The organism is Cryobacterium sp. TS_SC_7 (genome assembly GCF_056156285.1).
In genome coordinates this window covers 124,907-141,777 of record NZ_CM149589.1, presented here as the reverse complement: position 1 = coordinate 141,777, position 16,871 = coordinate 124,907, and the positions used below count along the sequence as shown (strand labels likewise).

Genomic DNA, 16,871 nt, shown 5'->3' with positions numbered 1-16,871 from the left:
AGGACGGTGACCGCCCGGGACCTGACCGACGGGACTCTGATTGCCGGGACTCTGATTGCCGGGACTCTGATTGACGGGACTCTGATCGCCGGAGCTCATCGGGGATCGTCCTGCCGCAACCCGAGCCGGTAGCCCACGCCGAGCACGGTCTCCACCACGTCGGCGCCGTCGGGGCCGAGCTTGCGCCGAAGGTTCTTGATGTGGGAATCGATCGTGCGCTCGTAGCCGGCGTACTCGTAACCCCGCACCCGGTTGACCAGTTCATACCGTGAGTAGACCCGGCCGGGTGCGGCCGTCACCGCGGCCAGGAGCCCCCACTCGGTGGGCGTCAAGTCGAGCAGAACGCCGTCGAGCCAGGCCTTGTGCTCACTCTCGTCGATCCGCAGGCGCTGATGGCCGTAGGTCACCGGTCCGGGCTCGACCGGCACCCCGCTGTAGCGGTGCAGCACCGCCTGCACGCGCAGCACGACCTCGGCGGGGCTGAAGGGCTTGGTCACGTAGTCATCGGCACCCAGTTCGAGTCCGTGGATGCGATCATCGGTCGAGCTGCGCGCGGTGAGCACGATGACCGGGAGGTTCCCCAGCGCGTGGATCTCACGGAGCACATCCGTGCCGTCGATATCGGGCAGACCGAGGTCGAGGATCACGAGATCGGCCGAGGCCAGCAGGCGCAGCGCCTCGGCACCCGACCCGGTGGTGAGCACGGAGAAGCCGGCCCGCTCCAGATAGCGGCGCAGCACATCACGAATGTCACGCTCGTCCTCGACTACCAGCACGTTGGCCATACTTCACCTTAACGACGCGGACCGGGCACGGATGCCGCCGCTCCCGTTCTCCACGCAATCTCCACACGCTCCGCAGAGCGCCTTCACTCCGGGGCGGCAGCTTGTAATCAGCACGATCCACAAGCCGAATCACCAGCTCAAGGAGCACACCATGAACAAGAGAACCGTCGTCACCTCGGCGATCACCACTGCGGCCGTCGTCGCTGCCCTCATCGCCACGCCGACACTCGCCGCAGTTGCCCGTCCGTCCGACGCCCCGGAGGCCGGTCAGCCCATGCACACCAGCCAGCCGTACGCCCAGGGCGAGGGCCAGGGCCAGGGCAGCATGGGCCAGAAAATGGGCCAGAAGACGGGCGACCAGAAGATGGACGGCCAGCAGGCAGGCGGCCAGCAGATGAAAGGCCAGAAAATGGGCGGCCAGAAGATGGGTGCCGGCGATGGAACCGGCGGCGGCACCGGTCTCACGGACGTGGCCAGCGGCACCCTGACGGACGACCAGAAGACAGAGCTGGCGGCGATGGCCGAGGAAGAGAAGCTCGCGCACGACCTGTACGTCGCATTCGACGAGCAGTACGACGCGACGGTCTTCACCCGCATCGCCAAGTCGGAAACCAAGCACCTGGACGCCGTGCGCATCCTGCTCGAACGGTACGAGCTCACCGACCCGACCGTCGGACTGGCGGCCGGCGAGTTTGTGACCGACGACACCCAGGCTCTCTACGACACCCTGCTCGCCGAGGGTTCGGTCAGCCTGGACGCCGCGATGGAGGTCGGACGCACGGTCGAGGAGACCGACATCGCCGATCTGACGACGGCGAACGAGGACGTCACCGCCCCCGATGTGCTCACAGTCTACGAGCGACTGCTGGCCGCTTCGGAGAAGCACCTCGTCGCCTTCGGCGGCTAAGCGCCGTCATACGGCGAAAGGCACCCACGAACGTGGGTGCCTTTCGCCGTATACGGATGCGGATGCGGATGCCGCGGGGACTACGGGGTGGTGACGACCGGGAGGCCCGTGGTGACGGCGGCGGAGGACAGGGCGCCGGCATCCGTCACCGAGGTGAACCCGAGATCGGCCAGACGCGCCGCGGCGGCCGCCGAACGGTTGCCTGACCGGCAGTACACGACGTAGTCGCCGTCGGTCGGCAGTGTCGACACCTGGCTGTCGAAGCTGGAGGACTGCACGTCGATGTTCATCGCGCCCTCGAGGTGCCCGGCGGCGTACTCCCCCGGGGTGCGCACGTCGATCACGACGGCGTCGGCGGAGATGGCCGACTGAGCGGCGGGGGCCGCCGGGGCGGAGCAGGCGGTGAGGCCGAACAGGGCGGCACCGGCCAGGACGAGGGCTGCGACGAGGTTCTTCATGCTACCCAATATACCCCCTAGGGTATCTTGTGCACCACCCAGACGACTTAACCGGCTCCGGCACCGGGAGACCGTCTACTCTCGCAGTCATGAGGGAAACGAACGCCTGGGATCTGGTCGTCATCGGCGGCGGAACGGCCGGTCTCGTGGCCAGCCGCACCGCCGCCGACTTCGGGGCGCGGGCAGCTCTGATCGAAGACAACCGTCTCGGCGGGGATTGCCTGTGGACCGGCTGCGTCCCATCCAAGTCGCTCATCGCCGCTGCGGATGCCGCGACAACAGCGCGCGCCTCGGCGCGCCTCGGCGTCAGCGTCAGCGATGTCGTCGTGGACTTCGCCCGGGTGATGGAGCACGTGCAGGCCGCCATGCACGTCATCGCCCCGGTCGATTCCGCGGAGTCGCTCGCACGGGACGGCATCGAGGTGGTGATCGGCCGGGCACGCTTCACCGGCCCCGACACCATCGATGTGAATGGCCGCGAGTTGCGGTTCCGGCAGGCCCTGATCGCCACCGGAGCCTCACCCTCGCTGCCGGACGTTCCCGGAATCGGCGCGGTCGACCTGCTGACCAGCGGGACCTTCTGGGACCTGCGCATCCTCCCCGCGCGACTCGTCGTGCTCGGCGGCGGGGCGATCGGCTGTGAGATCGCCCAGGCGATGGCCCGCCTGGGTTCGACAGTGACGCTTGTGCACCGTGGGCCACGCATCCTGCCCAGGGAGGACGAACGGGCCGGCGCGATCATCCAGGCCGCCCTCATCGCGGACGGCGTCGATGTGCGGACGAACTCCACCGTGAGCGGTGTTTCCTCCATTGATCGCCGCTCCGGCACGATCACCCTCAGCGACGGAGGCACCGTTCCGTTCGACCGGGTGCTCGCGGCCCTGGGCCGCCGCCCGAACACGGCCGGCCTCGAACTGCAGCGCGTGGGCGTGCGACTCGACTCCCACGGTAACGTCGTCGTCAACGCTCGCCTGCGCACGTCCAACCCGCGCGTCTGGGCCGCCGGCGACGTCACCGGCCTGCCCCAGTTCACCCACATCGCCGGAGTCAACGCCAGCGTCGCCGCCACCAATGCGATCCTCGGCCTGACCCGCCGCTTCGACCGTGCGGCGATTCCCCGTGTCACGTTCACGCACCCGGAAGTGGGTGCCGTCGGCCTGCAGTCCACGGATGCTGCCGCCGGCGGCTACCGCATCGTCGCCCACGACCACGACCAGGTCGACCGGGCCGTGACGCAGGCGAAAACGGAGGGCTACACCCAGCTGGTCGTGGACAAACGCGGTCGGGTGCTGGGCGGCACCGTGGTGGGTCCGCGAGCCGGTGAAACACTCGGCGAGATCTCCCTGGCCGTGAAGAACCGGTTGACCACGAGCGATATCGCGACCACGACACACGCCTACCCGACCTACAACGACGGCCTGTGGAACGTGGCTGTGGCCGATGTACGGCACCGGCTCAAGTCCGGTTTCCTTCTGGCGGCGACCCGCACCCTGCGCCGGCTGCGGCGCGCACGCCTGCGGTGATCACCGGGAGTGGGTGGTGCGCCGCGCCCGGCGGGCGAGGAACAATCCGAGCACGGTCAGGCCGCCGAGAACGCCGACGGCGATCCAGAACGGCCAGCCCAGTTCCAGCCCGACGGCCCCGAGGGCGACGTAGGCGAGGGTACCCGGGATGATGCCGATGGCCGTGCCGAGCGCGTAGTCACCGCGCCGCACGGCGGTCAGGCCCGCGGCGTAGTTGATGGCGGTGAACGGTAGCACGGGGATGAGCCGGGCCCCGATCACCGTGGCGAGTCCGTGACGGCGAAGCAGCTCGTCGGCCCGGGCCACCCGCGCCCCCGTGAAACGTTCGACCGCGTCTCGTCCGAGCGAGCGTCCGATCACGAAAGCAAGGGTCGCGCCGAGCAGGGAGCCTGCGTAGACGAGCAGTGAGCCGCCGGCGAAGCCCCAGGTCAGTCCGGCCGCCATGCCGAGGACGTTCTTCGGCAGCGGCGTCAGCGTGAGTACCGCATAGCCCAGGAGAAAAGCGACGCCTCCCGCGGTTCCGGCACTGTCGGCGATGGCGCGGATCTGCTCGGGGCCGGGCACCGGCACCACGATCGCCACGATGATCGCGACGACGACGAAGACCGCGAGCACCACGAGTCGCGTCAGCACCCTGTGGTGCGCCCTCCTCAAAGCCGCTCCGGCGGCCGGAAGGGAATCCGGAGCAACCTCGAGGTCGTCTCTCTGGCTGCTCAACTGTTCCTCCTGGCGAAAAAGATGACTTCTTCCGCGGACAAGCCTAGTCGCGCAGTCCCCGTCTCGACCGCGGCGGCTGTGTCTGCGCCCGTCCAGCCGTCCATGACGGCTACTTCCGGGTCACAATTCGGCCCGCACGGGGATTTCTTCTCAAAAGAAGAAGAATCGCCAAAATTCTGCACCGAATCCCGGAGAAGAGCCCCTGTTCTTGCGTCAGTCTTCATGTAGCAGCCGAAAACGGGCCGCCGGAACAGCCGTCCAGCGCTCTGCACGTCAAGCCCTGCACAACACCAGCTCTGCACAATTCAACGTCGAAGGAATGCACATGACCCTCTATCAAGATGACACCAAGGCCGTCGAAGCTCTCAAGAACGCGGCCGGAAGCAGCTGGGATGCGATCAACCCGGAGTCGGTCGCCCGCATGCGTGCCCAGAACCGTTTCAAGACCGGCCTCGAGATCGCGCAGTACACCGCCGACATCATGCGCAAAGACATGGCCGAGTACGACGCTGACTCCTCCGTCTACACTCAGTCCCTCGGGGTGTGGCACGGCTTCATCGGCCAGCAGAAGATGATCTCGATCAAGAAGCACCTGAAGACGACGAACAAGCGCTACCTGTACCTGTCCGGCTGGATGGTCGCCGCCCTCCGCAGCGACTTCGGCCCGCTTCCCGACCAGTCCATGCACGAGAAGACCGCCGTTCCCGCGCTGGTCGAGGAGCTCTACACCTTCCTCCGCCAGGCCGACGCCCGCGAGCTGGACCTGCTCTTCACCGCCCTCGACAGCGCCCGCACCGCCGGGAACGACGCCAAGGCCGCCGCAATCCAGGACCAGATCGACAACTACGAGACCCACGTCGTTCCGATCATCGCGGACATCGACGCCGGTTTCGGCAACCCCGAGGCCACGTATCTCCTGGCCAAGAAGATGATCGAGGCCGGCGCCTGCGCCATCCAGATCGAGAACCAGGTCTCGGACGAGAAGCAGTGCGGTCACCAGGACGGCAAGGTCACGGTTCCCCACGAAGACTTCATCGCGAAGATCAACGCCGTGCGGTACGCGTTCCTCGAGCTCGGTATCGACAACGGCATCATCGTCTCGCGCACCGACTCGCTCGGCGCCGGCCTGACCCAGAAGCTCGCCGTGACGTACCAGCCCGGCGACCTGGGCGACCAGTACAACTCTTTCCTCGACGTCGACGAGATCACCGAGGCCGAGCTGGGCAACGGGGACGTCGTCATCAAGCGCGACGGCAAGCTGCTGCGCCCCAAGCGTCTCGCCAGCAACCTGTTCCAGTTCCGTCAGGGCACCGGCGAGGCCCGCTGCGTGCTCGACAGCATCACGTCGCTGCAGAACGGCGCCGACCTGCTCTGGATCGAGACCGAGAAGCCGCACGTCGCCCAGATCGCCGGAATGATGAACGAGGTGCGCAAGGTCATCCCGAACGCGAAGCTGGTCTACAACAACAGCCCGTCGTTCAACTGGACCCTCAACTTCCGTCAGCAGGCTTACGACAACATGCTCGCCGAGGGCAAGGACGTGTCGGCCTACGACCGCGCCAAGCTCATGAGCGTCAGCTACGACGAGACCGAGCTCGCTCAGATCGCCGACGAGAGCATCCGCACCTTCCAGCGCGACGGCTCGGCCGAGGCCGGCATCTTCCACCACCTCATCACTCTGCCGACCTACCACACGGCCGCGCTGTCCACCGACGACCTGGCCAAGGGCTACTTCGCCGACCAGGGCATGCTCGCCTACGTCAAGGGCGTGCAGCGTCGCGAGATCCGTGAGGGGATCGCAACGGTCAAGCACCAGAACATGTCCGGCTCCGACATCGGCGACAACCACAAGGAGTACTTCGCCGGCGAGGCCGCACTGAAGGCCGGCGGCACGAACAACACGATGAACCAGTTCGAGGAACCGGCTCTCAGCCACTCGTAACCGAGCCGTCACCAGAAGAAGCCCCGGTCACCTGGCCGGGGCTTTTTCTGTGTCACGACGACGGATGCCCGCGCAAACGGAGGTGTTGCGTCTCCCGCGAAATCCCAGCAAGCTCGGGGCATGGCCCTCCACCTTGATCGACAGGCAGAGATCGTCCGGATTCTCTCCCGCAACGGTTTCCACCTGCTCGTCGCGCACTCGGGACTGGCCCGGCGCATCCGGAAGCCCGGGTTCCTCGACGCGCTCATGCCGGAGGCGCTGAACATCGACGACGCCTTCAACTCCCCCGAGATCATCCGGCGCACGCTGCAGGAACTCGGCCCGACCTTCATCAAGCTCGGCCAGATCCTGTCGACCCGCCCCGACCTCGTGCACCCCGACGTCGCAGCCCAGCTGGCGTTGCTCCAGGACCAGGACCCACCGATGCCGATCGAGCAGACGCGTCGCCTGATCATCCAGGAGCTGGACGCCCCGATCGAGGAGGCCTTCGCCTCGTTCGACGACGGGGTGGTCGGCAGCGGATCACTGGCTCAGACCCACGGCGCCGTGCTGCCCGACGGAACCCGCGTGGTCGTCAAGATCCAGCGCGAGGGCATCGAACGCACGATCAACGCCGATCTTGAGATCCTCGGCAACGTCGTGCGCGAACTCGCGCGACGGTCGCCATCCGTCACCGAATTCGGCGTGCCGCGTTTCGTGGAGGAATTCAGCCGACAGCTGCGCCGCGAGCTGGACTTCCAGGCCGAGGGCCGCAACGCCGAACGCATCAGGGCGAACTTCGCCGAGAGCCCGGGGCTGCGCGTCCCCCGCATCGACTGGTCGCGCAGCACCGCTCGAATGCTCACCGAGGAGCGACTGTCCGGCGTCAAGATCACGGATGTCGATGCGCTCGACACGTTCGGAATCGACCGCTCGGCGCTGGCGGCTCGCGCAACGACCGTCATCCTCGACATGATCCTGCGCGACGGCTTCTTCCACGCCGATCCCCATCCGGGCAACATGCTGGTCGAGCAGGACGGCGTGATCGGGCTGCTCGACTACGGCATGGTGGGCTCACTCACCGACGACCTCCGCAACCAGCTGATCGACGTGGTGCTCGCCCTGTCGATGCAGCAGTCCGACCGGCTGGCCGCGATGCTGCTGCGGCTGGCCCCGCCCCGCGGCCACGTCGACCGTGCCCGGTTCACCGAGGCGCTCGGCCGCATCATCGAGCAGTACACGGGACTCACGCTGCGGGACCTGCCCGCGGGCGAGCTGGTCACCGCTGTCATGAACCTGATGCGGCGGTTCCATCTCCAGGTTCCCGCCGCGGTCGCCATGGTGTCCAAGATGCTCGTGATGAGCGAGGGCACCGGACGCGTGCTCGACCCCGAGTTCAGGATCACGAGCGCACTCCGGCCCTACGCGCTGGACCTGCTGGCACACCGGTTCATGCCGGCATCCGTCGCCCGGAGACTGCTGAGCTTCTCTCTCGACACGCTGGAGCTGGGCCTGCCGCTGCCCGAGCGGCTGTCCCGCATCCTGGATCGCTACGAGCAGGAGGGCATGGGCGTCAGCATCGACCCGGTGCAGCTCGAGCCCTATGTGCGGCGCGTCGAAGACATCAGCGAACGGCTGGTGGCCGGCATGCTGCTGGCGTCCCTGATCACCGCGATTGGCTCGCTGGGCGCCACCGACCGACACTGGCTGTCCACGGCCCGCGGCCCGCTGCTGGTGATCGGCTCGATCGCCGCAGCGGGCCTGGGCTCGTTCATCGCCATCAACGCGAGAATCGCCCAGGTGCGGCTGAACCGGATGCGCTGACGCGCCCGGTTTCGCCGGCTCCGGTTAGCCGCAGGTGTAGGTGACGCCGTCGACGAGGTGGGTGCCGGGGCCCAGGTCGCCGCACTGTGCGACGGCATAGCCGAGAACGACGACCATAACCACGACCGAGATCAGGCTGATCACAATAGTCACCGAGCTGATCACGACTCCGAGGATGCCGATCACCGGGGACCGCTTCTCCCGACGAGCCGCCCTGAGCCCGATGATCGACAGGACGAGTCCGACAATGTTCACGATCGGGAGGATCGCGAGGATGAGTCCGGCGATGGCCATTCCGTTGCCGGTCGTGGCAGGAGTGGGGTTCTGGCCCGGGAATCCGGCCGTGTTTCCCGTTTCCGTCTGAGTGGTCATTCTGTCCCCCGCTTGAGTGTGCTGTGGTTGGTCGTGCCGGATGGTCGATCAGCAATTGAACGCAACACTAGTGTGTATCCAGCCCGCCGCGTGACACCTGGATGCTCGTTAGGATCGACCGGATCTCCGGAATCATCGTGTCCGTTTCGGAGGCCGTGCAGGACGCAACGGCCTGCACGATATCCGTGAAGTCACCGTGTACGACGCAGATCAGGTACACGGCCTGGAAGATCGTTCCCGCCTCAGTCGAGTGGAAGCCGCCCTCCATCCGGAAAGCGTCGAACCCGGACACGGTCAGGAGCTCCCGCCCGACCTCCGCGAACTCGTCCAGACTCGCGAACTTGGCGATCAGGGCATCCGCCGGTTCGGCGATGCCGACAACGCCGGAAAAGCGTTCCATGGTGACGCAGACGTTCGGGCGGAAGAGTCCCGCCGGCACGATGCGGCCGATCGCGAGCAAGGCCGTACCGACATCCATCGGCTCCCACCCGTCGGGGCTTTCGAGCGCAATCGTCGGCAGAGCGGGGAATTCCGCGCTGGGAAACTGGAATGTAGTCATTCTCTTCTCACCTGGATCTTTGTTGTCGAGCATTAGAAACCGAACTTCTCGCGCACGTCATCGACCATCGCCCGCGGGTTGATGAACAGGTCCACCTGGAGCGACGCACCCTCACCCAGCGCGGCGCCGAGGTCGACGCTCGCGCCGAGCTTGTCGTAGGTAAGGCTGAGTTCCTCGTGAACATCAACACCGACACCGGCCACGGCGCCCACCTCGATGCCCATGGTCCCGTAGTCCGTGGTGAGTGACTGGCCGATGCTCGCTCCCACTCCGGCCAGAAGAGTGACGCCGGCCTTCACGCTCAGGCCGGTTGGGCCGATCTGAGAGACCATTTCGGCGCTCGCCTCAGCCTTGGCGTAGGCGGAAGCTTCGGCCGCGATGGTGACCTCGCCGACGGTCGCCTGTGCGTGGCCGGATCCTTCAAGACCCACCATGGCCTGGGCACTCAAGGCGTTTTTGACCCCGTTCTCGTCCAGACTGTACGTGGCGGCTGCGTTTGCCTTGCCACCAGCGAAACCCTCCGCCTTGGCCGCGCCCACCATTCCGAACGCGGAAGCTTCCACCGATGCTTCCCCTTCGGCACCATAGCTAGCCTCCGCACCGGCATCGAAAAACGCACCGTCCGTGCCCACGCGGTAGCGCGAATGGCTGTCGGCCTTTCCGCCGGCGAAGCCCGACGCGCTGCTATCTAATGTTGGGGTTCCCGCCGGGAACGTGCCGCCACCGCCGCGTCGGGAGACAGTGGGGCCGACGGCCGATCCTGCCGCACCGCCCGATCCACTCGCGTCGATCTGTTGGGTGACCTCGCCGGACAGGGATCGGATGAGCTCATCCGCGTGCGTCCGGGCCCTCTCCACCGCGACCAGGGCCAGCGCCACACCCGCGAAGGACCACGGCGCGAGAACCATCTGGCCGGGCAGGATGCCGTGGGCAAGGGGATTCATGGACAGGTCCCTGGCACGCCGGAGGGTCACCACCGCTTCGTCGAGAGAAGCCAGTTGGGAGCGGAGCACGGAGACCCTGCTCTGCACTTCCCCCGGGTTCATTCCAAGATGATCAGCCAACGCGTGCCCCCCAGTTGTTCGCAACCCCTGAAGACTACCGGCACCGGGCGCGTGCGGTCGATGGGGAGAACTCCCCACCGAGTCGGAGTTCACCCCGTGAACGCTGCTTCGTGGTGTCAGCTGAACTGTTCGCGGATCCCCTGAATAATGTTCTCGTAGCCGCCTGGCCGGCAACCTGGGCGGCGGCCACTAGCACCGGGGCTCCCCGACTCCCGGTGTGCACTGCAGAATGCGGCGCTTCTGGCTGAGAACGGGGCCGAACGCAAACGGATGGCGCGGCAGCCCTCTGGGGGCGCCGCGCCATCCGTTGATGTGACGTCGAGTTGACGAACTAGCGCTTGAAGACGTCCTTGACGTTCTCGCCGGCCTTCTTCGCGCTGGCGGACCGCTGCTCGGCCTGGCCCTCGGCGACCTTGGAGTCGTCGTTGGTCGCCTTGCCTACCGCCTCGGTGGCCTTGCCCTTGAGGTCTTCAGCGGCGTTCTGGATCTTGTCGGATGCACTCATTGGACTCTCGATTCGCGTCGGTGTCGTGTAGGCGGTGGCCTACACCTCTAAGACGTAACCCAGGCCGAATTCGTCACACCTGCACGCGAGGTCGCGGCCGCGCACCCGTCAGGCGCTGTCGTCTTCAGCGAGAAGCAGGTCGATCTGCCCCATGGCCAGACGCATGCCCTCTTCCATCCCCATCGCGGACATCTGCTGCATCTGTTCCAGATTCGCAAACGTCGACACCGTGGTCATCCGGGTGCGGCCCTCGGTCTCCTCCAGGGTGACCACGGCGCGCACCGACCCCATCTCGACCACCGGGTCGCCGTTCTCGTCGGCGAAGCCGTCCTCGAACTCCAACCGGGACGGCGGCTGGATCAGCGTGGTCACCCACCAGCCGGGTCCCTTCTCGCCCTCAGGCCCGGTCATCACATAGTTCGACCGCCCGCCGGGCACGAAGTCGTGCCGTTCGAAGGTCGCCGGCCAGGTCGGTGGACCCCACCAACGCTCCAGCTGGCGCGGGTCCTCCCAGAGCTGCCACACCCGCTGGGCACTCGCGTCAAACTCGGCCACGAATGTGAGGGTCAGCGCCTCGATGTCCTTGTTCGAACTGATCACGGTCATGATCTCTCTCCTTCTCGGTCTTCTCGGTCTTCGCGGTTTTCTTCTCGGTCTTCCGACAGGATGTCGCTGATGCTCTGGGCGCGAAAGCGCCACAGTTCCTCGAAATGCTCGAGCAGGCGAGCCGCCTCGCGCACGGTGCCGGGGTTCGGGTGCACGATCTGCTCCCTCCCCCGCCTCTCCTTGACGACGAGGCGTGCCCGCTCGAGCACCGCCACGTGTTTCTGCACCGCGGCGAAGCTCATCGCATAGCTCGCGGCAAGCGCCGAGACCGACTGTTCCCGCTGCGTGACGCGCACCACGATGTCTCGGCGCGTCGCGTCGGCGAGCGCCTGGAAGATGCGGTCGACCTCGTCATCCTGCAGATTAAATACAACCATTTGGTTGCACTTTACTCCCGGCTCCAGGTCCGATGCAAGCATTTTTCTTGCTAAGAAGCACCACTAGAGGGTCTCGACGAGCTCGACCACCGGGCCTACCCCGGTGGTCGAGAGCAGGTCGCCCTAGAAACCGGCCGTGCGGGATCGTTGGCCGCGCGCCGCCTCACCGTAGGGGTAGTCGGAGACCACGGGAGCGCTCACCGCGTTGAGCTGTTCGAGGTGCTCAGCGCTGAGCTGGACCTGTGCCGCTGCCAGGTTCTCCGTGAGCTGCTCGACACTACGTGCCCCGAGGATCACCGAGGTCACCGCCGGCTGCGCCTCGAGCCAGGCGAGGGACACCTGCGCACTCGTGGCGCCGATCTCCGCGGCAATCCCGGCAACGGCGTCGATGATGCGCCAGGTGCGCTCCTGACTGTTGCGGGGAGCCCAGGCTTCCATGCCGCGCGCGGGGTCCTCGCCGAGACGCGTGGCCCCGGTGGGGTCCGTGTCGCGCCGGTATTTGCCCGACAACCACCCCCCGCCGAGCGGTGACCACGGCAGGAGCCCCAGACCGGCGTCGAGCGCCGCTGGAACGATCTCCGATTCGATCTCACGCACGAGCAGACTGTACTGCGGCTGCAGGGTGACCGGCGGCGTGAAACCCAGCGCCCGCGCCACATGCACGGCCTTCGTCAGCTGCCAGCCCAGAAAGTTCGAGAACCCGTAGTAGCCGATCTTGCCGCTTCGAACGGCGTCGTCGAGGAAGCGCAGGGTTTCCTCCAGCGGCGTCACCGGGTCCCAGGCGTGCAGTTGGTACAGGTCGACGTGATCCGTGCCCAGCCGGCGCAGCGAATCGTCCAGCGCCCGGCTCAGGTGCCGGCGGCTGGTTCCCCGATCGTTGGGGCCGCTGCCCATGGGGAACCGGCCTTTGGTCGCGAGAACGATCTGCTCTCGCTCGGTCGGGTGCGACGCCAGCCAGGACCCGATCATCTCCTCCGAGACGCCGGAACTGTAGACATCCGCGGTGTCGACGAAAGTTCCTCCGGCCTCCACATAGGAGTCCAGGAGGGTGTGGGCCGTCTCCTGATCGGCCTCCGCGCCGAACGTCATGGTGCCGAGGGCGTAGGTCGATACGACCGCGCCGCTGTTGCCGAGTGTGCGATACCGCATGGTGATTCCTGTTCTGGTTCGAGGCGGGGCACCCGAGACCACGCTGGCCGCGACGGATGCCCCAGTGTGCTGCAGGCGGGTGGCGCGCCGCCGTTCTGGACGGTCGGCGCGCCACCCGGTGTCACTTGAGGATGCGGATGAGCTTCTTGTTGGCGAACTCCGCGATGCCGAAGCGTCCCAGCTCGCGGCCGAAACCGGACCGCTTCACGCCGCCGAAGGGCAGCTCGGCGCCGTCCAGGAGCGAGCCGTTGATGAAGACCATCCCGGCCTCGATCTGGTCCGCGACCCGCAGGGCCTGCTCCGGATCCGTGGTGAAGAGGTAGGAACCCAGACCGTAGGGGATGTCGTTGGCCACCTCGACGGCCTCGGCCTCGTTCTGCACGCGATAGATGGCAGCCACCGGTCCGAAGAACTCCTCCCGGTAGGCGTCGCTCTGCGGGGACACCCCGGTGAGCACGGTCGGCGAGAAGAAGGCACCGTCGCGGCGCCCACGCAGGGTGACCGTCGCCCCCTGCGTCTCGGCGCGCTGCAGCTGCTCCTCGAGGTTCTCGGCGGCGCCGACCGACGAGAGCGGTCCCAGGGTCGTCTCCGGTGACGTCGGGTCTGCCGGAACGTTGCCGGCGATCTTCGCCGTGAAGAGTTCCACGAAGGAGTCGAACAGGCCGTCGATCACGATGAAACGCTTGGCCGCGTTGCAGGACTGGCCGGAGTTGTCGATGCGAGCCGCGACGGCGGCGTCGACGGCTTCCTCGAGGTTGTCGGTGCTGAGCACGATGAACGGGTCGGATCCGCCCAGCTCGAGCACGACCTTCTTGAGGTTGCGACCGGCGACCTCGGCGACCGCCGCACCGGCGCCCTCCGAACCGGTCAGCGACACGCCGCAGACGCGCGGGTCGGGGATGATGATGTCGGCGATCTGGGCGCTGGACGCGTACAGGTTGCGGTAGGCACCGTCGGGGAAGCCGGCATCCGCGAAGATCTGCTCGATGGCGGCGGCGGACTCGGGGCACTGCGAGGCGTGCTTGAGCACGATCGTGTTGCCGAGCACCATGTTCGGGCCGGCGAAGCGGGCAACCTGGTAGTACGGGAAGTTCCACGGCATGATCCCCAGGAGCACGCCCAGGGACGCGCTGCGGATGAACGCGGAACCCTCACCGGCGAGCAGCTCGATCGGTTCGTCGGCGAGGAACGCCTCGCCGTGGCTGGCGTAGTACGCGTAGATGTCCGCCGAGAAGTCCACCTCGCCGAGGGCCTGCTCGAGGGGTTTGCCCATCTCCCGCACGATCAGGGCGGCCAGCTCTTCACGGCGCTCGGAGTGCAGATCCGCGACCCGCTGCATGAGCGCGGCCCGCTCGGCAACCGACGTTCCTCGGGCCAGCTCCTTGTGGGCCCGATCCGCAGCCCCGATGGCGTCGGTGACCTCGGCATCCGTTGCCAGGGGGAAGCTGGTTTCGCTGAGCCCGGTCGCGGGATTCGTGACTGCGTACTTGTTCATGTTCTCTCCGTAGGTGTCGAAAAACGCCGATCGAAAAAAGGAACGGGCCCTGCCGCGCAGGACGCATGCCTGCGGTACAGTCTGACGCAGTCGCGAGGGAAAAGCCTGACAGCGGCACGCAAAAAGAACCTGTTGCTTGTGGCCCGTCGGCGCGAAGCTGGTTAGATCGAACTGCCCGTCGGTGTGCGCACCGGTGGCACGCTGAACCGAGGGAGACACGATGAGCACCCCCACGAGAACGGATGCCCCGCGCGAGTCGCGCCTGGCCGACAGCCACGATCTGATCCGCGTGCAGGGCGCACGGGTGAACAACCTCCAGGACGTGAGCGTCGATCTTCCAAAGCGCCGGTTGACGGTGTTCACGGGCGTCTCCGGCTCCGGCAAGAGTTCGCTGGTGTTCGGCACCATCGCCGCGGAATCGCAGCGCATGATCAACGAGACCTACAGCGCCTTCGTGCAGGGCTTCATGCCCACGCTGGCGCGACCCGACGTCGACGTGCTTGACGGCCTCACGACGGCGATCATCGTGGACCAGGAACGGATGGGCGCCAATGCGCGCTCGACCGTGGGCACCGCCACGGATGCCAACGCGATGCTGCGCATCCTGTTCAGCCGGCTCGGGCAGCCGCATATCGGCTCGCCCCAGGCGTTCTCCTTCAATGTCGCCTCGATCAGCGGTGCCGGAGCGGTCACGCTCGAGCGCGCCGGGAAGACGGTGAAGGAGCGGCGCAGCTTCAGCATCACCGGCGGCATGTGCCCGCGCTGCGAGGGCATGGGCACGGTCAACGACGTGGACCGTTCCGCGCTGTACGACGAGTCCAAGTCGCTCAACGAGGGTGCGCTCACCATCCCCGGGTACACCATGGACGGTTGGTACGGCCGGATCTTTCGCGGCTGCGGATGGTTCGACCCGGACAAGCCGATCGGCCGGTACACGGCCAGAGAACTGGACGACCTGCTCTACAAGGAGCCGACCAAGATCAAGATCGACGGGATCAACCTGACCTATCTGGGACTGATCCCGCAGCTGCAGAAGTCGTTCCTGTCCAAGGATGTCGACGCACTGCAGCCGCATATCCGCGCCTTCGTGCAGCGCGCGGTCGCGTTCGCTCCCTGTCCCGAGTGCGGCGGCACCCGCCTGAGCGAGGCGGCTCGCTCGTCGAAGATCGCGGGGATCAGCATCGCCGACGCCTGCTCGCAGCAGATCAGCGACCTGGCCGCCTGGGTTCATGGCCTCGACGAACCATCGGTGGGTCCGCTGACGCAGGCGCTACGGCAGATCCTGGACTCGTTCGTGGAGATCGGGCTGGGTTACCTGTCTCTCGACCGGCCGGCCGGCACGCTCTCGGGCGGCGAGGCCCAGCGGACGAAGATGATCCGGCACCTGGGCTCGTCGCTCACCGACGTCACCTACGTCTTCGACGAGCCCACGATCGGCCTGCATCCCCATGACATCGAACGCATGAACACGCTGCTGCTGCAGCTGCGGGACAAGGGCAACACGGTGCTCGTCGTGGAGCACAAACCGGAGTCGATCGTGATCGCCGACCACGTCGTCGACCTCGGCCCCGGCGCCGGCTCGGCGGGCGGCACGGTCTGTTTCGAGGGCACCGTGGAGGGCTTGCGCACGAGCGGCACCCTCACCGGGCGCCACTTCGACTACCGGGCCGCGCTCAAGCCCGCTGTGCGCACCCGCACCGGCACAATGGAGATTCGCGGCGCGACGAAGAACAACCTGCGGAACGTGGATGTGGACGTGCCGCTCGGCGTGCTGGTCGTGCTGACGGGCGTCGCGGGCTCCGGCAAGAGCTCGCTCGTGCACGGTTCGATCCCCGCCGGGGCGGGCGTGGTGTCGATCGACCAGGGCGGCATCCGTGGCTCCCGGCGCAGCAATCCGGCCACCTACACGGGCATGCTCGACCCGATCCGCAAGGCGTTCGCGAAGGCAAACGGGGTGAAGCCGGCCCTGTTCAGCTCCAATTCCGAGGGTGCCTGCCCCAACTGCAACGGCGCCGGCGTTGTTTTCACCGACCTCGCGATGATGGCGGGCGTCGCCACTCCCTGCGAGGTCTGCGAGGGCAAGCGGTTCGAGGCATCCGTGCTGGACTACCATCTCGGCGGCCGCGACATCAGTGAGGTGCTCGCCCTGTCGGTCAGCGAGGCCCGGGACTTCTTCGGCGCCGGCGAGGCGCGGACGCCCGCCGCGCACACCATCCTGGGCGGGCTCGTCGACGTGGGGCTGGGCTATCTCAGCCTCGGCCAGCCGCTCACCACGCTGTCCGGCGGCGAGCGCCAGCGCCTCAAGCTGGCCACCCATCTGTCTGAGAAGGGCGGCGTCTACGTTCTGGACGAGCCGACCACCGGGCTCCACCTCGCCGACGTGGAGCAGCTGCTCGGCCTGCTCGACCGGCTGGTCGATTCCGGCAAGTCGGTGATCGTCGTGGAACACCACCAGGCGGTCATGGCCCACGCCGACTGGATCATCGACCTCGGCCCCGGAGCCGGCCACGACGGCGGCCGGATCGTGTTCGAGGGCACACCCGCCGATCTCGTCGCCGCCCGCTCCACCCTGACCGGGCAGTATCTCGCGACCTACGTCGGGCGGTGAC

At 67.1% G+C, this 16,871-nt stretch carries 16 protein-coding genes; 5 read left to right on the top strand and 11 right to left on the bottom strand.

All coding sequences use genetic code 11. The annotated features are described in order from the left end of the window. Positions 1–95: 95 nt before the first annotated feature. A complete protein-coding gene (locus AC0J5J_RS00625; protein WP_134422473.1) occupies positions 96–785 on the bottom strand; it encodes a response regulator transcription factor in 690 nt (229 codons plus the stop codon). A 151-nt stretch (positions 786–936) separates the two neighbouring features. On the opposite strand from AC0J5J_RS00625, the gene AC0J5J_RS00620 reads away from it, so the two are divergent. Then, complete coding sequence (locus AC0J5J_RS00620; protein ID WP_474898958.1) at positions 937–1,692, top strand: DUF2202 domain-containing protein; 756 nt, start codon at positions 937–939, stop codon at positions 1,690–1,692. Between the two features lie 80 nt (positions 1,693–1,772). On the opposite strand, the gene AC0J5J_RS00615 is transcribed toward AC0J5J_RS00620, so the two are convergent. Then, positions 1,773–2,150 carry a rhodanese-like domain-containing protein gene (locus tag AC0J5J_RS00615; RefSeq protein ID WP_134422471.1) on the bottom strand — a complete coding sequence of 126 codons (378 nt, stop codon included), beginning with the start codon at positions 2,148–2,150 and terminating at the stop codon, positions 1,773–1,775. Positions 2,151–2,239: 89 nt separating this feature from the next. Between AC0J5J_RS00615 and AC0J5J_RS00610 the strand changes: the two genes are divergently transcribed. Further along, entirely contained in the window at positions 2,240–3,673 is a 1,434-nt protein-coding gene (locus tag AC0J5J_RS00610) for a dihydrolipoyl dehydrogenase family protein (protein WP_474898956.1), read from the top strand. Here AC0J5J_RS00610 and AC0J5J_RS00605 read toward each other — a convergent pair whose 3' ends face one another. After that, a complete protein-coding gene (locus tag AC0J5J_RS00605) occupies positions 3,674–4,390 on the bottom strand; it encodes a TVP38/TMEM64 family protein (protein ID WP_474898954.1) in 717 nt (238 codons plus the stop codon). It abuts the gene before it with no gap. A gap of 325 nt (positions 4,391–4,715) precedes the next feature. On the opposite strand from AC0J5J_RS00605, the gene AC0J5J_RS00600 reads away from it, so the two are divergent. Then, complete coding sequence (locus tag AC0J5J_RS00600; protein ID WP_134422467.1) at positions 4,716–6,332, top strand: isocitrate lyase; 1,617 nt, start codon at positions 4,716–4,718, stop codon at positions 6,330–6,332. 120 nt (positions 6,333–6,452) lie between these two features. Beyond that, the gene (locus AC0J5J_RS00595; protein ID WP_474898952.1) at positions 6,453–8,135 is read left to right on the top strand and encodes an ABC1 kinase family protein; all 1,683 of its coding nucleotides are present in this window, start codon (positions 6,453–6,455) and stop codon (positions 8,133–8,135) included. A gap of 24 nt (positions 8,136–8,159) precedes the next feature. On the opposite strand, the gene AC0J5J_RS00590 is transcribed toward AC0J5J_RS00595, so the two are convergent. From AC0J5J_RS00590 to AC0J5J_RS00555, 8 genes are all read right to left on the bottom strand, one after another. Further along, positions 8,160–8,507, bottom strand: a complete 348-nt coding sequence (locus tag AC0J5J_RS00590; protein ID WP_474898950.1) for a hypothetical protein — start codon at positions 8,505–8,507, stop codon at positions 8,160–8,162. A gap of 67 nt (positions 8,508–8,574) precedes the next feature. Further along, positions 8,575–9,066 carry an LpqN/LpqT family lipoprotein gene (locus tag AC0J5J_RS00585; RefSeq protein WP_474898948.1) on the bottom strand — a complete coding sequence of 164 codons (492 nt, stop codon included), beginning with the start codon at positions 9,064–9,066 and terminating at the stop codon, positions 8,575–8,577. 32 nt (positions 9,067–9,098) lie between these two features. Beyond that, the gene (locus AC0J5J_RS00580; RefSeq protein WP_474898946.1) at positions 9,099–10,112 is read right to left on the bottom strand and encodes a hypothetical protein; all 1,014 of its coding nucleotides are present in this window, start codon (positions 10,110–10,112) and stop codon (positions 9,099–9,101) included. A 349-nt stretch (positions 10,113–10,461) separates the two neighbouring features. Continuing rightward, positions 10,462–10,635: a CsbD family protein gene (locus AC0J5J_RS00575; protein ID WP_134422451.1), complete on the bottom strand. Its 174-nt coding sequence runs from the start codon at positions 10,633–10,635 to the stop codon at positions 10,462–10,464. 108 nt (positions 10,636–10,743) lie between these two features. After that, complete coding sequence (locus AC0J5J_RS00570; RefSeq protein ID WP_474898944.1) at positions 10,744–11,241, bottom strand: SRPBCC family protein; 498 nt, start codon at positions 11,239–11,241, stop codon at positions 10,744–10,746. After that, positions 11,238–11,618: an ArsR/SmtB family transcription factor gene (locus tag AC0J5J_RS00565; RefSeq protein ID WP_474898942.1), complete on the bottom strand. Its 381-nt coding sequence runs from the start codon at positions 11,616–11,618 to the stop codon at positions 11,238–11,240. The genes AC0J5J_RS00570 and AC0J5J_RS00565 overlap by 4 nt, the downstream gene beginning before the upstream one ends. Positions 11,619–11,741: 123 nt before the next feature. Further along, complete coding sequence (locus AC0J5J_RS00560; protein WP_474898941.1) at positions 11,742–12,767, bottom strand: aldo/keto reductase; 1,026 nt, start codon at positions 12,765–12,767, stop codon at positions 11,742–11,744. A gap of 121 nt (positions 12,768–12,888) precedes the next feature. Further along, positions 12,889–14,262, bottom strand: coding sequence for an NAD-dependent succinate-semialdehyde dehydrogenase (locus AC0J5J_RS00555; RefSeq protein ID WP_134422443.1), 1,374 nt, complete (start codon positions 14,260–14,262; stop codon positions 12,889–12,891). 220 nt (positions 14,263–14,482) lie between these two features. Between AC0J5J_RS00555 and AC0J5J_RS00550 the strand changes: the two genes are divergently transcribed. Then, complete coding sequence (locus tag AC0J5J_RS00550; RefSeq protein WP_474898939.1) at positions 14,483–16,870, top strand: ATP-binding cassette domain-containing protein; 2,388 nt, start codon at positions 14,483–14,485, stop codon at positions 16,868–16,870. Position 16,871 lies beyond the last annotated feature (1 nt).

Bases quoted from the DNA above. Each gene is read 5' to 3' on its own strand.
- AC0J5J_RS00565 (WP_474898942.1), bottom strand. From the start codon at position 11,618: ATGGTTGTATTTAATCTGCAGGATGACGAGGTCGACCGCATCTTCCAG.
- AC0J5J_RS00590 (WP_474898950.1), bottom strand. From the start codon at position 8,507: ATGACCACTCAGACGGAAACGGGAAACACGGCCGGATTCCCGGGCCAG.
- AC0J5J_RS00615 (WP_134422471.1), bottom strand. From the start codon at position 2,150: ATGAAGAACCTCGTCGCAGCCCTCGTCCTGGCCGGTGCCGCCCTGTTC.
- AC0J5J_RS00575 (WP_134422451.1), bottom strand. From the start codon at position 10,635: ATGAGTGCATCCGACAAGATCCAGAACGCCGCTGAAGACCTCAAGGGC.
- AC0J5J_RS00625 (WP_134422473.1), bottom strand. From the start codon at position 785: ATGGCCAACGTGCTGGTAGTCGAGGACGAGCGTGACATTCGTGATGTG.
- AC0J5J_RS00555 (WP_134422443.1), bottom strand. From the start codon at position 14,262: ATGAACAAGTACGCAGTCACGAATCCCGCGACCGGGCTCAGCGAAACC.
- AC0J5J_RS00570 (WP_474898944.1), bottom strand. From the start codon at position 11,241: ATGACCGTGATCAGTTCGAACAAGGACATCGAGGCGCTGACCCTCACA.
- AC0J5J_RS00560 (WP_474898941.1), bottom strand. From the start codon at position 12,767: ATGCGGTATCGCACACTCGGCAACAGCGGCGCGGTCGTATCGACCTAC.
- AC0J5J_RS00620 (WP_474898958.1), top strand. From the start codon at position 937: ATGAACAAGAGAACCGTCGTCACCTCGGCGATCACCACTGCGGCCGTC.
- AC0J5J_RS00585 (WP_474898948.1), bottom strand. From the start codon at position 9,066: ATGACTACATTCCAGTTTCCCAGCGCGGAATTCCCCGCTCTGCCGACG.
- AC0J5J_RS00610 (WP_474898956.1), top strand. From the start codon at position 2,240: ATGAGGGAAACGAACGCCTGGGATCTGGTCGTCATCGGCGGCGGAACG.
- AC0J5J_RS00600 (WP_134422467.1), top strand. From the start codon at position 4,716: ATGACCCTCTATCAAGATGACACCAAGGCCGTCGAAGCTCTCAAGAAC.
- AC0J5J_RS00580 (WP_474898946.1), bottom strand. From the start codon at position 10,112: ATGAACCCGGGGGAAGTGCAGAGCAGGGTCTCCGTGCTCCGCTCCCAA.
- AC0J5J_RS00595 (WP_474898952.1), top strand. From the start codon at position 6,453: ATGGCCCTCCACCTTGATCGACAGGCAGAGATCGTCCGGATTCTCTCC.
- AC0J5J_RS00550 (WP_474898939.1), top strand. From the start codon at position 14,483: ATGAGCACCCCCACGAGAACGGATGCCCCGCGCGAGTCGCGCCTGGCC.